The organism is Albimonas marina (assembly GCF_029223255.1).
Taxonomy (GTDB): domain Bacteria; phylum Pseudomonadota; class Alphaproteobacteria; order Rhodobacterales; family Rhodobacteraceae; genus Albimonas.
Genome location: NZ_JARHUC010000002.1, coordinates 740,063 through 754,712 on the forward strand (window position 1 = coordinate 740,063; position 14,650 = coordinate 754,712).

Sequence of the window (14,650 nt, forward strand, 5' to 3'; positions counted from 1 at the left end):
CTCAGTACCCCAGGTAGGCGGCGCGCACGCCTTCGTCGTCGCGGATCGCCTTGGCCTCGCCGGCCATGACGATCTCTCCGGTCTCGATCAGGTAGGCGTGGTCGGCGATGCCCAGCGCGAGGCTCGCGTTCTGCTCGACCACCAGCATCGACACGCCCGCCTCCTTCTTCACGTCGGCCAGGATGTCGAAGATCTGCTTGGTGATCATCGGGGCGAGGCCGAAGGAGGGCTCGTCCAGCAGCATCAGGCGCGGGCGCAGCATCAGGGCGCGGGCGATGGCCAGCATCTGCTGCTCGCCGCCCGACAGCGTGCCCGCCTGCTGGGTCCGCCGCTCCTTCAGGCGCGGGAAGAAGTGGTAGCAGCGCTCGATGTCGGCGGAGATGTCCTTGCCCATGGGCCGGGTCATCGCGCCGAGCTGCAGGTTCTCCTCGACCGAGAGCGTGGTGAAGGTGCCGCGGCCCTCGGGCACATGGGCGATGCCGCGCCGCACGATCGCCTCGGTCGACAGGCGCCCGATGGGCTCGCCGTCGAACAGGATCTCGCCCCGGCGGCGGATCATGCCGCAGATGGCGCGCAGCGTGGTGGTCTTGCCCGCGCCGTTGGCGCCCAGCAGCGTGGCCACGCCGCCCTGCTCGACCTCGAAGGAGATGCCGCGCAGAACCGTGAGGTCGCCGTAGGACGCCTCGAGGTTCTTGACCTCAAGAATGGGGCTCATTCGTCGCCTCCCAGGTAGGCCGCGATCACCTCGGGGTTCTTCTGGACCTCCTCGGGGGTGCCCTCGGCGATCTTGCGCCCGAAGTTCAGCACCACCACGCGGTCGGAGACCGACATGACCAGCGCCATGTGATGCTCCACCAGCAGGACGGTCACGCCCTTCTCGTCGCGCACCATCTTGATGAGCTTGCCCAGCTCCTCGACCTCGTCGTGGTTGAGGCCGCCGGCGGGCTCGTCGAGCAGCAGGAGCTTGGGCTCGGTCGCCATGGCGCGGGCCATCTCGACCCGCTTCTGGGTGCCGAAGGGCAGGCCCGAGACGGGAAGGTCGGCCACGTCGTTGAGCTCGAGCCAGTCGATCAGCTCCTGCACCCGGGCGTCGATGTCCCGCTCGCCCCGGCGCACCCACGGCAGGCGCAGCGCGTCCGAGACCGGGTCCGACTTCGAGGCCGAATGCGCGCCGACGCGGATGTTGTCGCGCACCGACAGGTTCGAGAAGCTGGCCACGTTCTGGAACGTGCGCCCGATCCCCAGCCCCGCGATCTTGTGGGCGGGCTCGCCCAGGATCGAGGTCCCGTTGAAGCGGATGTCGCCGTCGTTGGGCGTGTAGAGCCGGCTGAGGCAGTTGAAGAGCGTCGTCTTCCCCGCCCCGTTCGGCCCGATCAGCCCGAGGATCTCGCCCTCGCGGATGTCGAATTCGATGCCGTCCAGAGCCACGATGCCGCCGAAGCGGACGGTGACGTTCTCGACCGCGATGACCGGCGCGGCGCCGGCCGCGGCGGGACGCACGGGCGCGTTCATCGAGCCCCTCCCATTCGGTGGGCCGAGGCGCGAACGCTGGCGATGCAAAGGGTTACGGGCCGGATCGACGGCGCAGCCGTCATCCGTCCGCCCGAGGCGGTGGTGCCGATCATGTGTCCTCCCTGACGTCGCGTGCGGCGCGATCTTGTTGAGCTGGACCGCAGTCCAACAGATTTGCCGACGCTTATCAAGCGCCTGATTAACACGCGATTTCATGGGTTTCAGGCAGCCATCTGCGAAAATGTCAGCCTTGCTGAGCAATCGTTCAAGAGCTTGAAGATCATGGGCTTCCGAATTCTTTTCGGCGCCGCAAAATTACTTTTCCGCGCTGCACTCGGGCTTGCGCGGCCCGCGCGACCTGAGGTCAACTCTCGGCGAGGCTGAGCCGGACTCACGAATCATGAGTCCGGCTCAGTCCACCGAACCCGCCTCGTCCTCCGCCCCGGAGACCCCCTTGCCCAGACGCACCCAGAGCACCCGCCGCCAGCGCGTCGAGGAGATGGAGCGCCAGATCGTCGACGCGGCGCTGGACGCCTTCTCGACCCACGGGTTCGAGACCGCGCGCGTGGCCGACATCGCCCGCGCCGCCGGCGTGGCCGAGGGGACCGTCTACCTCTACTTCCGCGGCAAGGACGCGCTGTTCGACGCCGTGCAGCGCCGCTTCTACACCCGCCTGACGCGGGAGGCGCAGGCCGGCGTCTCGCGGCTGACGGGGGCGCACCCGCGCCTGGCGTTCCTCGCCGAGCACTGGCTGTCGGCGGTGGCGCCGGCATGGAAGATCTTCGCCCGGCTGACCTACCAGATCGGCTTCATCGAGGAGTACCGCTCCTCGGACGCCTACCGGATGCACCACGCCTACACCGAGGTCTTCGACCACGTGGCGCGCGAGGGGGCGACGGCGGGGGAGCTGCGCGACGACCTGCCCCCGTCGATGATGCGGGCGATGTTCTACGGCGGGCTCGGCTACGCCTGCCGCGCGGCGCTGACCAAGGGCGTGCCGGTGGACGAGATCCCCGCCGCCACCGCGGGCCCGATGGTCGACGCCTTCTTCGCCGGCATGGGCCGCACGTCCCTGGTCCCCGGATCGGAGGGCGACGCCCTCGCGCTGCGCCGCGCCGCCGAGCGGATCGAGCAGGCGGCCGAGCGGATCGAGGGTGCGCTCGCCCGCCGCGCCTGACCCCCCTCCCCTTCCCGCGCCGCATCGACGTCCGGACCCCTCTCCGTGCTTGCCGGCCGGTTACTTAATGGGTTAGTTAAGGGCTGCCGAAACGACCCCGCAGAGGGTCGGCCCGCCGGCCAACAAAAGATCATTCGGGGAGGAGACCAGCCATGCGGCTGACGGAAGAGCATCGCGCCATCCGCGATACCATGACCCGCTTCGTCGAGACGGAGGTGAACCCGCACGCCGACGAATGGGAGGAGGCCGGGATCTGGCCCGCCCACGAGGTTCTTGGAAAGCTCGGGCGACTGGGCCTGCTGGGCATCAACAAGCCCGAGGCCTTCGGCGGCCAGGGCCTCGACTACTCCTTCCACGCCTGCTTCCTCGAGGCGCTGGGCAACGCGCGCTGCAACGGCGTGAACATGGGCGTCTCGGTGCAGACCGACATGGCCACCCCTGCGGTCGCGCGCTTCGGCTCGGACGCGCTGCGGCGCAACTGGCTCAAGCCGGTGATCCGGGGGGAGATGGTCGCCTCGATCGCGGTGTCGGAGCCGCACGCGGGCTCGGACGTGAGCCAGATCAAGACGCAGGCGGTGGCGGACGGGGGCGACTACGTCATCACCGGCACCAAGATGTGGATCACCAACTCCACCCAGGCCGACTGGCTGTGCCTGCTCGCCAACACCTCCGACGGGGCCAAGCATTCCAACAAGTCGCTGATCCTGGTGCCGATGAACGCCAAGGGGATCGAGGTCTCGAAGCCCCTCCAGAAGCTGGGGATGCGCGCCTCCGACACCGCGCAGATCTTCTTCGACGGGGTGCGGGTGCCCAGGCATCACCTGATCGGCGAGGAGGGGCGCGGCTTCCAGATGCAGATGCAGCAGTTCCAGGAGGAGCGCCTCTCGGCCTGCTTCGTGAAGTGCCGCACGCTGGAGCTCTGCATCGAGGACACCATCGCCTACACCTCCGAGCGCAAGGTCTTCGGCAAGCCGATCCTCGACAACCAGACCGTCCACTTCAAGCTGGCCGAGCTGCAGACCGAGATCGAGGCGCTGCGCGCCATGGCCTGGCGCGCGGTCGACCTGATGCTGGCGGGGGAGGACGTGACCACGCTCGCCTCCATGGCCAAGTTCAAGGCCGGACGGCTGGCGCGCACGGTGCCCGACGCCTGCCTGCAGTACTTCGGCGGCCAGGGCTTCATGTGGGACAACTTCGTCTCGCGCTGCTACCGCGACCTGCGGCTGACCTCGATCGGCGGCGGCGCGGACGAGGTGATGCTGCAGATCATCGCCAAGCGGATGGGCGCCTACCCCCGCAACTGACCCCGACCGGGAGGGCGGCCCCCCGCCGCCTTCCCGCGGGGGCGCGGGCGCCGCCGCTCACCGGCGCCCGCCCTCCCCGCGGCGCGCGGTTCCTGTCGTCGCGCGCCGCGGATCCCCCCCGGTCGATCCGCCCCCGGCCCGAACCGTCGCGCAAGCGTCGTCTCTCCGACATCAAGGCGAGAACTCCGCGGATGACGGTGCGCGGCCGCGCGTGCATCATCGCGGCTGCGAACCATCGTCAGGGAGTCCCCTTCATGTCCCGGCCCGCCAAGTCCCCGCCCGTCGATCTCGGCCGCCGCCGCCTGCTCCAGGCCGGCGCCGCCGCCGGCGCGCTGATCGCGCTGCATCCGTTCTCGGCCCGCGCCGCCGCCAACCAGGCGCATCTGCGCGTGCTGTCGACGACCGACCTGCACGTCCACGTCTTCCCCTACGACTACTACGGCGACAAGCCCAACGACTCGATGGGGCTGGCGCGGACCGCGGCGCTGGTGGAGGGGATCCGGGCCGAGGCCACGAACTCGATCCTGGTCGACAACGGCGACTTCCTGCAGGGCAACCCGATGGGCGACTACATCGCCTATGAGCGGGGCATGAAGGAGGGCGACGTCCACCCGGTCATCAAGGCCATGAACGTGCTGGGCTATTCCTGCTCGACGCTGGGCAACCACGAGTTCAACTACGGCCTGGGCTTCATGGACAAGGTGCTGGCCGGCGCGAACTTCCCGTTCGTGTGCGCCAACGTCGCCCGCGGCAAGCTGGCCTCCGAGGCCCGCAAGGACGACCTGTGGCTGCCGCCCTACGTGATCGTCGACGCGCAGGTGACCGACGGCGCGGGCGAGGCGCACACGCTCAAGCTCGGCCTGATCGGCTTCACGCCGCCCCAGATCATGTCCTGGGACAAGCGCCACCTGGAGGGGAACGTCGAGACCCGCGACATCGTCGAGGCCGCCATGGCCTGGGTCCCCCAGATCCGGGAGGAGGGCGCGGACCTGGTGATCGCGCTCGCCCACACCGGCATCGGCTCGGACGCCTACGCGCCGATGATGGAGAACGCGGCCGTCCCGCTCGCCGCCGTCGAGGGGATCGACGCCATCGTCACCGGCCACAGCCACCTCGACTTCCCCGGCAAGAAGTACGAGGGGCTCGCGGGGCTCGACGTCGCCAAGGGCACGATCTCGGGCAAGCCGGGCGTGATGGCGGGGTTCTGGGGCTCCCACATGGGCCTGATCGACCTGATGATCGAGAAGGAGGGCGGCGCCTGGCGCGTGGTCTCGGCCGAGACCGAGGCCCGCCCGATCTTCGAGCGGGTGGAGCGCAAGAACGTCCCCCTGGTCGAGAGCGTCGCCGCCGTCGAGGCGGCCGCGCGCGAGGACCACGAGGCGACGCTCGCCTACGTGCGTCGTCCGGTGGGCGAGACCTCGGCGCCGCTGCATTCCTACTTCGCGCTGGTGGCCGACGACCCCTCGGTCCAGATCGTGTCGAACGCGCAGATCTGGTACATCGAGCAGATGCTGGCGGGGACCGAGCATGCGGGCCTGCCGATCCTGTCCGCCGCAGCCCCGTTCAAGGCCGGCGGCCGCGGGGGCCCCGAGTACTACACCGAGGTCGAGACCGGCCCCATCGCCATCAAGAACGTCGCCGACCTCTACCTCTACCCCAACACCGCGCGCGCCATGCTGATCTCGGGCGCCGACGTGAAGGAGTGGCTGGAGATGTCGGCGGGCATCTTCAACCAGGTCGAGCCAGGCGCGACCGACGCGCCCCTGATCAACCCGGGCTTCCCCTCCTACAACTTCGACGTCATCGACGGGGTGACCTACCGGATCGACCTGAGCCAGCCGGCGAAATACGATCGGGACGGGGCCGTCGTGAACGCCGGGGCCGGGCGCATCGTGGACCTCGCGTTCCAGGGCGCGCCGATCGACCCGGAGGCGAAATTCGTGATCGCCACCAACAACTACCGCGCCGGCGGCGGCGGGAACTTCCCGGGCGTGACCGAGGACAAGATCATCTTCGTCGCCCCCGACACCAACCGCGACGTGATCGTGCGCTACATCGTCGACAAGGGGACCATCGACCCCGCCGCCGACGCCAACTGGGCCTTCGCGCCGATGGAGGGCACCACGGTCGTCTTCGACACCGGCCCCGGCGGGCGCAAGTACGCGGCCTCGGTCGAGGGCGTGACGATCGAGGACGCGGGCGAGGGCGCCGACGGCTTCGCCCGCTACCGCATCACGCTCTGAAACCGGGGGGAGGCGGCCCGCCCGGCCGCCTCCCCTGCCCCGTCCCGCCGTCGCGTTCGCCTGCTCCCGAAGCGCCGTGGCGCCCGGCCGGTCTGCGCGCGTCTCCCGCCGTCGGCCCAAGACCGACCGGAAAGCGCGCGCCGCCTCGCCCATCCTTCCGCCGAGGCCCGCGAGAGGCCGACGCCGCGCCCTCCCCTGCCCGGCCCGGCCCGTTCGGCCCGCCCCGCTCGGTCCATCCTCGCGGCCCGGATGGACGCGGGCTGCGGCGCGGTCCATTCTCCGCGCCACCAACGACCAGACACGATCAGGGAGATCGCCCTTGGCCCGCCTCGCGCCCCCCGCCCTCGACGAGATGACCGACGCCCAGAAGGAGGTGGCCGAGGCCATCCTCTCCGGCCCTCGCGGCGCCATCGTGGGGCCGCTGGGCTTCTGGCTGCACCGCCCCGGCCTCGCCGCCCCCGCGCAGGAGGTGGGCGCCTACTGCCGCTTCGGCTCCTCGCTGCCGCCCAACCTCTCGGAGATCGCGATCTGCACCGTGGCGCGGGTCTGGAACGCGCAGTTCGAGTGGTACGCCCACAAGAACCTGGCGCTCGACGCGGGCGTGCCGATCGAGATCCTGGACGCGATCCGCGACCGCACGCCCCCGCCCTTCCGCGACGAGAAGGAGGCGATGTGCCATGAATTCACCCTCGCCGTGCAGACCGAGCGGACGGCGAGCCAGGCGCTCTACGACCGCGCGCTCGCGGTGCTGGGGCGCGACGGGCTGGTCGATCTGGTGGCGATCAACGGCTACTACTGCATGGTCTCGCTGACGCTGAACGTCTTCGACGCCGACCTGCCCGAGGGCGTCGAACCGGAGATGTGAGGGCGCGGCCTCTCCCGGCCCCGAATGCGGACGGGCGGCCCCCAGGGCCGCCCGTTCGCGTGTCCGGCGCGGGGCGCGCGCGTCACTTGCGGCGCGAGGGCACCGAGATCATGCGGCCCAGGAACTCGCCCCCGAAGATGTGGAAGTGCAGGTGCGGCACCTCCTGGTGGGCGTCGGGACCGGCGTTGGACAGGATCCGGCTGCCGCCCTTGCCGTCGATCGGGGTCACGCCGAGCTCCTCGGCGACCTTGCCGACGGCGCGCATGAAGTCGACGATCTCGGCCTCGGAGGCTTCGGCGGCGAAATGGTCGTAGGTCACGTAGGGGCCCTTGGGGATGACCAGCACGTGGACCTCGGCCTGCGGGTGGATGTCGTGGAAGGCGAGGCTGTGCTCGGTCTCCATGACCTTCTTGCAGGGGATCTCGCCGCGAAGGATCTTCGCGAAGATGTTCTGGTCGTCGTAGCTGTAGCTCATCGGGCGTTCCCTGGGCTTGGGTGGGCGAGTTCGGCCCAAGGGTTAGCCCAGCCGCCCGCCCCCCGTCCATCGCCCCCGGGCGCCCGCGCCAGGCGCCCCGGGCGCCCGCCCGCCCCACGCGCCCCCCGGGAGCGCCTGTTCTCCGGAGCCGTCTCTCGCGGATGCCGTAAAGAGCGACTCGTCCCCGCCGGTCAGGGATCGCGAAGCGACCCCGCGCTTGCGCGGGGCTTGTCCTTGACCGGCGGGGGCGAGTCGCTCAGGCATCCATCAGCGAGAGACGGCTCCGGAGAACAGGCGCGGGGCGCTTTGTTCTTTGGTGAGTCAGGAGCCCGCCGGAGGCTCCCGCCCTCCCCCACCCAGGCGCGCCGCACGCCACAGGCCCAAGCCCGCCCGCAGGGCGCCCGTAAACCGCTCTCCTAAGGATGATCCGGCCGGCCCCGCAGGGCCGGCCAGGCGAGTCACTCCCGCCACCACACGTCTGGCAGCCACCCCGGCCAGTCGCCGTAGAGCGGCAGCCGCTCGGGATGGTGCAGGTCGGCGCGGTAGGCGATGCGGCTTTCGGGGGCGTACCACAGCGGCACGAACCAGCGCCCCACCGTCAGCACCCGGTCGAGCGCGCGCACCGCCGCCCGCTGGTCCTCCAGCGTCGCGGCCGCCAGCAGGGCGTCGATCGCGGCCTCGACGGCGGGGCTGTCGATGCCGGGGTAGTTGCGCGTGCCGCCCTGGGTCACGCCGGCGCGGCCCCAGTAGAAGCGCTGCTCGGCGCCCGGGCTCAGGCTCATCGCCCAGGTGTTGACGATCATGTCGAAATCGTAGTCCGAGCGCCGCGCCTCGTATTGGGCCCCGTCGACCAGGCGCACCGAGGCCTCGATCCCCAGCGGCTTGAGCTGGCGGGCGAAGACCTCGGCCGCCGTCTCCCAGGCGGGGCCGCCCAGCAGGATCTCGAAGCGGAACGGCCGGCCCGCGCCGTCGACCAGCACGCCGTCCTTCACCGACCAGCCGGCCTCGGCCAGCAACTTGGTCGCCGCGCGCAGGTTGCGCCGGCTGCGGCCGGAGCCGTCGGTCTGCGGCCAGGCGAAGCCCTCGTCGAGCGCGCCGTCCGGCAGGTCCGCGGCGAAGGGGGCGAGGATCTCGCGCTCCCGCCCTTCCGCCGGCCCCTCGAAGCCCAGCGCCGAACCGCCGAAGGGGCTGCGGACCCGGGCGAAGGCGCCGCGGTTGAGGGTCTGGTTCACCCATTCGAAGTCGAAGGCGAGGCCCAGCGCCTCGCGCACCCGCATGTCCTTGAACAGGTCCCGGCGGGTGTTGAAGACGAAGCCGGTCATCCCCGAGGGGCGGCCGGAGGGGATCGTCTCCTGCACCACCTCGCCGCGCTGGGCGGCGGGGAAGGCGTAGCCGTCCTCCCACCGGGCGGGATCGCCGTCGCGCACCAGGTCGATGTCGCCGGCGCGGAACGCCTCGAACAGGGCCGAGCCGTCCTTGAACCACTCGTGCCGGATCACGTCGAAGTTGAACCGGCCGCGGTTCACGGGCAGGTCGGCGCCCCACCAGTCGGGATCCTTGCGGAAGGTCACCCGGCGGCTGGGGTCGACCTCCTCGATCAGGTAGGGGCCCGACGCGATGGGGGGCTCGAGCGAGCTCTCGGCGAAGTCGCGCCCCTCGTAGTGCGCCTTCTGCAGGATCGGGCGCAGGGCGAGGATCAGGGGCAGCTCGGGGTCCGGCTCGACGAAGTCGAAGCGGACGGAGAGCTCCCCGGTCCGCTCGACCTTCGCCACCTGCTTCCAGGTGGAGCCGAAGGCGGGCAGGCCCTTCTCGGCCAGCACCTCCATCGACCAGATCACGTCCTCGACCGTCACCGGGGTTCCGTCCGAGAAGCGGGCCCGGGGGTCGAGCGTGAACTCCACCCAGGCGCGATCCTCGGGCACGGTCACGGAGGCCGCGAGCGAGGGGTAGAGGGTGAAGGGCTCGTCGATCGATCGCATCATCAGCGATTCGATCATCAGCCCCCGCACCGCCCAGACCGAGCGGCCCTTGAGGATGTAGGGATTGAGCGAGTCGAATCCCCCGATCTCCCCCAGCACGATCCGCCCGCCCTTGGGCGCGTCGGGGTTCGCGTAGGGCAGATGATCGAAGTCCGCGGGCAACGCCGGCTCGCCCAGCATCGCAAGACCCTGCGTGCTCTCGGCCGCCGACACGCTGCATGTGGCGCCGAGCGCGAGATGCAGCGCCGCGAGGGCCCCGAGGGCGAAGCCGCGCCGTTCACGAAAAATCGACGCAAAACGCGTCAAACGCCCGACGTCGCGAAACTTTCGCTTGCCGAGCGAGGCCGCGACTCCGTATCCTCGCCTCACTGCTCGATAGGTTTCTTGCCTGTATGAAACCTGCCTCAACACTGGACGCCCTCCTCGGAGGGCGTTCTTTTTGTTTCCGCCCCCCGCATGATGGTTCCGACCGCGCCGGTCCGCGCCGCATCCCTGCGTCGCTTCGGCGCGCGCCGCTCGATTTTGCGCCTGCGAAGACTTAACGTCTCGGCGACGGCGCAACACGCCGATCCGTCCTGCGGAACGGGCCATGTTCGGGCCCGCGCAGGATCGGCCGCGGCGCCGGGCACCCTAATTCTCGCAGGAGCGAAACGCGACATGTCTCTCACCGGAAAAACCGCCGTGGTGACGGGTTCCAACTCCGGCATCGGTCTCGGCATCGCCGAGCAGCTCGCCGCCCGCGGCGTCCGGGTCGTGATCAATTCCTTCTCCGATTCCGACGACGACCATGCGCTCGCCGCCAAGATCGCCGAAGAACACGGCACGGACGTGGCCTACATCCAGGCCGACATGAGCAAGCCCGACCAGTGCCGGGCCCTGCTGACCAAGGCCGAGCAGAAACTCGGCGGCGTCGACATCCTGGTCAACAACGCCGGCATCCAGCACGTGGCCCCGATCGAGGAGTTCCCGGTCGAGAAGTGGAACGCGATCATCGCGATCAACCTCTCGTCGGCCTTCCACACCACCGCCGCGGCCCTGCCGATCATGCGCAAGGGCGGCTGGGGGCGGGTGGTCAACATCGCCTCGGCCCACGGCCTGACCGCCTCGCCCTACAAGGGCGCCTACGTGGCGGCCAAGCACGGCGTCGTGGGCTTCACCAAGGTCACCGCGCTGGAGACGGCGAAGGAGCCGATCACCTGCAACGCGATCTGCCCCGGTTACGTGCTGACGCCGCTGGTCGAGGCGCAGATCCCCGACACGATGAAGCAGTACGGCATGGGCCGCGAAGAGGTGATCGAGAAGGTGATCCTCGACCGCCAGCCCTCGAAGGAATTCGCGACCGTCGAGCAGCTGGGCGGCACGGTGGCCTTCCTGTGCTCGGACGACGCGGCCCAGATCACCGGCACCACGATCTCGGTCGACGGCGGCTGGACCGCGCTCTGACCCCGTTTCCGGCCAGGGGGCGGCGCCGACGCCGCCCCCACCCCGTCGCCCCGATCCCTGTGGGCGACGATTCCCCCCTTGATCGATCACGCCCGCCCGGCCCTGTTTCGTCGCCGATGAGAACCTGATTCCGAACCGGACCCGCACGAGCGAACGGAGGCGACATGGCGCGCCGCAAGACCAAGACCATCAACCTCGCCCTGCAGGGCGGCGGCGCGCACGGCGCCTTCACCTGGGGCGTGCTCGACCGCCTGCTGGAGGAGGAGGCGCTGGAGTTCGACGGCATCACCGCCACCTCCGCCGGGGCGATGAACGCGGCCGCGCTGAAGACCGGCCTGCTGCTGGGCGGCTCGCGCGAGGCGGCGAAGGCCTCGCTCGACAGCTTCTGGGGCTCGATCGCGCGCTATTCCTCCGGCCTGCCCAACCCGCTGCTGGAGTGGGTGCGCGCCTTCAACCCGACGACCGAGAACCTGGCCGACGCCATCGAGGCCGGCGCCTCCTGGGGCTTCGGGGACAGCCTGACGCGGATGTTCTCGCCCTACGACCTGAACCCGTTCAACATCAACCCGTTGCGCGACCTGCTGACCGAGCAGCTGCATTTCGACACGATCTGCAACGCCGAGCCCCCGCACCTGTTCATCTGCGCCACCAACGTGCGCTCCGGCAAGGCGCGGGTGTTCTCGGGCGACGAGATCAGCTCGGAGGCGATCCTGGCCTCGACCTGCCTGCCGAGCCTGTTCCAGGCCGTCGAGATCGACGATCCCACGACCGGCCGGCGCGAGGCCTACTGGGACGGCGGCTTCACCGGCAACCCGTCGCTGTGGCCGCTGTTCTACGGGACGACGTCGCGCGACGTGGTGATCGTCCACATCAACCCCATCGAGCGCGAGGAGCTGCCCCGCACCGCGCGCGACATCATCAACCGCACCAACGAGATCAGCTTCAACGCCGCCCTGCTGGGGGAGCTGCGCGCCGTCACCTTCGTGCGCCGCCTACTGGCCGAGGGCGTGATCCCCGAGGGCGCGATGAAGGACGTGCTGATCCACTCGATCGCCGACGACGAGACCATGCGAAAGCTGGGGGCGGCGACCAAGATGAAGGCCGACTGGACCCTGGTGCGCAACCTCAAGCAGGTGGGCCGCGAGGCGGCGGAGCGCTTCCTGCAGGCGAACTGGTCGAACCTGGGCGAGCGGCCCAGCGTCGACCTGCGCGCGCTCTATTCGGCGTGAGCGCGATGGCGCGCACGATCCATATTCTCGAGCACATGGACCTGCCCGGCCCCGACGCGGGGCTGAGCCACCTGCGCGCGCGCGGCGCGCACGCGCAGGTGCACCACGCCTGGAAGGGCGAGGCCCTGCCCGCGCTGGAGGGCGCGGACGGGCTGATCGTGATGGGCGGGCCGCAGATGGTCACCGACATCGCCGACCTGCCCTGGATGCAGGCCGAGATCGAGCTGATGCGCCAGGCGCTGGCCCGCGGCGTGCCGATGCTGTGCATCTGCCTGGGCGCGCAGATGCTGGCCCACGCGCTGGGCGCGGCCGTCGGCCCGGATCCCGACGGCCGCATCGCCTGGGGCTACCACCCCGTGCGCGCCCTGCCCGCCGCCGACAACCCGATCCCCGACGGGCTGACGGTGCTGTCGGGCAACTTCCAGGGATTCTCGCGGCCCGCGGGGGTCGAGATGCTGGCGACCGCCGAGGGGCCCTGGGCGAACCAGGCCTTCCGCACCGGCCGGGCGCTCGCCACCCAGTTCCACCCGGAGGTGACCTTCCCGATCCTCCAGGACTGGCAGAGCCACCTCGCGCCCCATGTCCACAAGCCCGGCGCGACCTCGGTCGAGCGGCAGGACGCGGACTTCGCGCGCCACGATCCGGCGCTGAAGGACTGGTATCGCGGCCTGCTCGACCGCTGGTTCGCGCTGGCCTGACCCCGGGCCGCCGAGCCTCGGCCGCGCGCGGGCCTGCGTCGGCACGTGCGCATATGATGAATTGACCTCCGCCCCCCGGCTTCCCACATTGACGCCATGATAAGCCTCGACATCATCTCCGACCCGATCTGCCCCTGGTGCTACATCGGCAAGGCGAAGCTGGACCGCGCGCTCGCGCAGATGCCGGACCATCCGTTCGACATCCGCTGGCGACCCTTCCAGCTGAACCCCGACATGCCGCCCGAGGGCATGGATCGGCGCAGCTATCTCGAAGCCAAGTTCGGCGGGAAGGAGAAGGCGAAGCGGGTCTACGACTCGATCGCCGAGGCCGCCGCGACCGCGGGGCTGGAGATCGACTTCTCCCGCATCGCGCGCACCCCGTCGACCGTGGACGCCCACCGCCTGATCCGCTGGGCGCGCAGCGAGGGCGTGCAGAACAAGGTCGTGGACCTGCTGTTCCGCGCCTATTTCGAGGACGGCGCCGACATCTCCGACCGCAAGGTTCTGGTGGAGCTGGCCGAGCGCGGGGGCATGGACCCCGCCGTGGTCGCCACCCTGCTCGACTCCGACGCCGACCGCGAGGACGTGGTCGAGGAGGACGCGGCGGCGCGCGAGATCGGCGTGGGCGGCGTGCCCACCTTCCTCGTCGGCGGCAAATACGTGATCCAGGGCGCGCAGGAGCCGGAGCTCTGGACGCGCGTCATCGGCGAGCTGCGCGAGCTTCAGGCCGCCCGCGCGCAGGAGGAGATGCAGGGCTCGGCCCCCGCCTGACGACGGGGGCGCGCGGCCGGCGCTCCGCCGGCCGACGGGAGCGGACGGAGAAGGATGGGTCCATGAACGGCCTTTCGAACATTCTCGACGTCATCGGTCAGGATCCCCTGACCCGCTGGCTGCTGCTGGCCATGGCCATCCGCACCGGGTGGTCCCTGATCTGCTGGCGGCGCTGCCCCAGCGCCCGCATGAAACTGACCAACGAGGCGCTGGAGGCCATCGAGGCCCGCCGCCAGGCGCTGTGGCGCCACTCGGCCCGGTTCCTGGTGGTGATGCTGGCGGGCATCGTCCTCGCGGTCGCGGGGCTCTACCAGCTCTCGCGCGCGGGCGACGGCGCGCCGGTGGCGCTGATCATGCTGGTCGGCGGCATGTACCTGTTCATGACCGAACCGGTGCGCCGCTCGATCGCCGACAGCGAGGAGCGCGTGCACGCCACCGGCCTGCGCGGAAACTCCGACGCCCACCAGGCGGCGCTGGCGATGCTGCGCGGCAGCCACACCTACCTCGTCGCCATCGAGGTCCTGGCGACCCTGGCGCTGGGGCTGGCGATGCTGGCGCTGAGCGGGTCCATGGGCGCCCAGCTCTACTGATCCCAAGCGGGACCGGAGAGGAGGCGCCCTGCGGGCGGGCTTGGGCCCCTTGCGGGCGGTTCGCATCAATTGGATCGGCGGGAGCCTCCGGCGGGCTCCTGACTCACCAAAGAACAAGCCCGCGCCTGTTCTCCGGAGCCGTCTCTCGCTGATGGATGCCTGAGCGACTCGGCCCCCGGGGTCAAGGACAAGCCGCGCTTGCGCGCGGTCGCCTGCGGCGATCCTTGACCCCGGGGGCCGAGTCGCTCTTTCCGGCATCCGCGAGAGACGGCTCCGGAGAACAGGCGCTTTGCGAGGGCCGTCGACCGCGCGCCGGGGCGCTCGGGGCGGGCGGAGGGATGGCTCGACCGAGGACGGGCCTGGG

General features: G+C 70.6%; 13 protein-coding genes. 9 read left to right on the plus strand and 4 right to left on the minus strand.

All coding sequences use genetic code 11. The features are described 5' to 3' along the window. Nucleotide 1: 1 nt before the first annotated feature. Together P2H44_RS07150 and P2H44_RS07155 are read right to left on the minus strand one after the other, a co-directional pair. Nucleotides 2-715, minus strand: a complete 714-nt coding sequence (locus tag P2H44_RS07150; RefSeq protein ID WP_275762782.1) for an ABC transporter ATP-binding protein — start codon at nucleotides 713-715, stop codon at nucleotides 2-4. Further along, complete coding sequence (locus P2H44_RS07155) at nucleotides 712-1,512, minus strand: ABC transporter ATP-binding protein (protein WP_275762783.1); 801 nt, start codon at nucleotides 1,510-1,512, stop codon at nucleotides 712-714. The genes P2H44_RS07150 and P2H44_RS07155 overlap by 4 nt, the downstream gene beginning before the upstream one ends. 454 nt (nucleotides 1,513-1,966) lie before the next feature. On the opposite strand from P2H44_RS07155, the gene P2H44_RS07160 reads away from it, so the two are divergent. The 4 genes from P2H44_RS07160 (at nucleotide 1,967) to P2H44_RS07175 (ending at nucleotide 7,101) form a co-directional block, all read left to right on the plus strand. Beyond that, complete coding sequence (locus tag P2H44_RS07160) at nucleotides 1,967-2,689, plus strand: TetR/AcrR family transcriptional regulator (RefSeq protein WP_275762785.1); 723 nt, start codon at nucleotides 1,967-1,969, stop codon at nucleotides 2,687-2,689. Nucleotides 2,690-2,841: 152 nt separating this feature from the next. Beyond that, entirely contained in the window at nucleotides 2,842-3,993 is a 1,152-nt protein-coding gene (locus P2H44_RS07165; RefSeq protein ID WP_275762786.1) for an acyl-CoA dehydrogenase family protein, read from the plus strand. Nucleotides 3,994-4,247: 254 nt separating this feature from the next. Beyond that, nucleotides 4,248-6,236, plus strand: coding sequence for a bifunctional 2',3'-cyclic-nucleotide 2'-phosphodiesterase/3'-nucleotidase (locus P2H44_RS07170; RefSeq protein ID WP_275762787.1), 1,989 nt, complete (start codon nucleotides 4,248-4,250; stop codon nucleotides 6,234-6,236). A gap of 319 nt (nucleotides 6,237-6,555) precedes the next feature. Then, nucleotides 6,556-7,101 (plus strand): carboxymuconolactone decarboxylase family protein, encoded by a 546-nt coding sequence (locus P2H44_RS07175; protein ID WP_275762788.1) that lies wholly within the window; start codon nucleotides 6,556-6,558, stop codon nucleotides 7,099-7,101. 82 nt (nucleotides 7,102-7,183) lie between these two features. Here the strand turns inward: P2H44_RS07175 and P2H44_RS07180 are convergent, their stop codons facing one another. Continuing rightward, nucleotides 7,184-7,576 (minus strand): histidine triad nucleotide-binding protein, encoded by a 393-nt coding sequence (locus P2H44_RS07180; protein WP_275762789.1) that lies wholly within the window; start codon nucleotides 7,574-7,576, stop codon nucleotides 7,184-7,186. A gap of 458 nt (nucleotides 7,577-8,034) precedes the next feature. Continuing rightward, nucleotides 8,035-9,735: an extracellular solute-binding protein gene (locus tag P2H44_RS07185; protein ID WP_275762790.1), complete on the minus strand. Its 1,701-nt coding sequence runs from the start codon at nucleotides 9,733-9,735 to the stop codon at nucleotides 8,035-8,037. A gap of 477 nt (nucleotides 9,736-10,212) precedes the next feature. On the opposite strand from P2H44_RS07185, the gene P2H44_RS07190 reads away from it, so the two are divergent. The 5 genes from P2H44_RS07190 (at nucleotide 10,213) to P2H44_RS07210 (ending at nucleotide 14,286) form a co-directional block, all read left to right on the plus strand. Next, nucleotides 10,213-10,998, plus strand: coding sequence for a 3-hydroxybutyrate dehydrogenase (locus P2H44_RS07190; protein WP_275762791.1), 786 nt, complete (start codon nucleotides 10,213-10,215; stop codon nucleotides 10,996-10,998). A gap of 164 nt (nucleotides 10,999-11,162) precedes the next feature. After that, on the plus strand, nucleotides 11,163-12,227 hold the full coding sequence (locus P2H44_RS07195) for a patatin-like phospholipase family protein (protein WP_275762792.1): 1,065 nt from the start codon (nucleotides 11,163-11,165) through the stop codon (nucleotides 12,225-12,227). Between the two features lie 5 nt (nucleotides 12,228-12,232). Beyond that, on the plus strand, nucleotides 12,233-12,925 hold the full coding sequence (locus P2H44_RS07200) for a type 1 glutamine amidotransferase (RefSeq protein WP_275762793.1): 693 nt from the start codon (nucleotides 12,233-12,235) through the stop codon (nucleotides 12,923-12,925). 96 nt (nucleotides 12,926-13,021) lie between these two features. Further along, entirely contained in the window at nucleotides 13,022-13,696 is a 675-nt protein-coding gene (locus P2H44_RS07205) for a DsbA family oxidoreductase (RefSeq protein ID WP_275762794.1), read from the plus strand. A 62-nt stretch (nucleotides 13,697-13,758) separates the two neighbouring features. Further along, complete coding sequence (locus P2H44_RS07210) at nucleotides 13,759-14,286, plus strand: hypothetical protein (protein WP_275762795.1); 528 nt, start codon at nucleotides 13,759-13,761, stop codon at nucleotides 14,284-14,286. The last annotated feature ends 364 nt before the right edge of the window (nucleotides 14,287-14,650 follow it).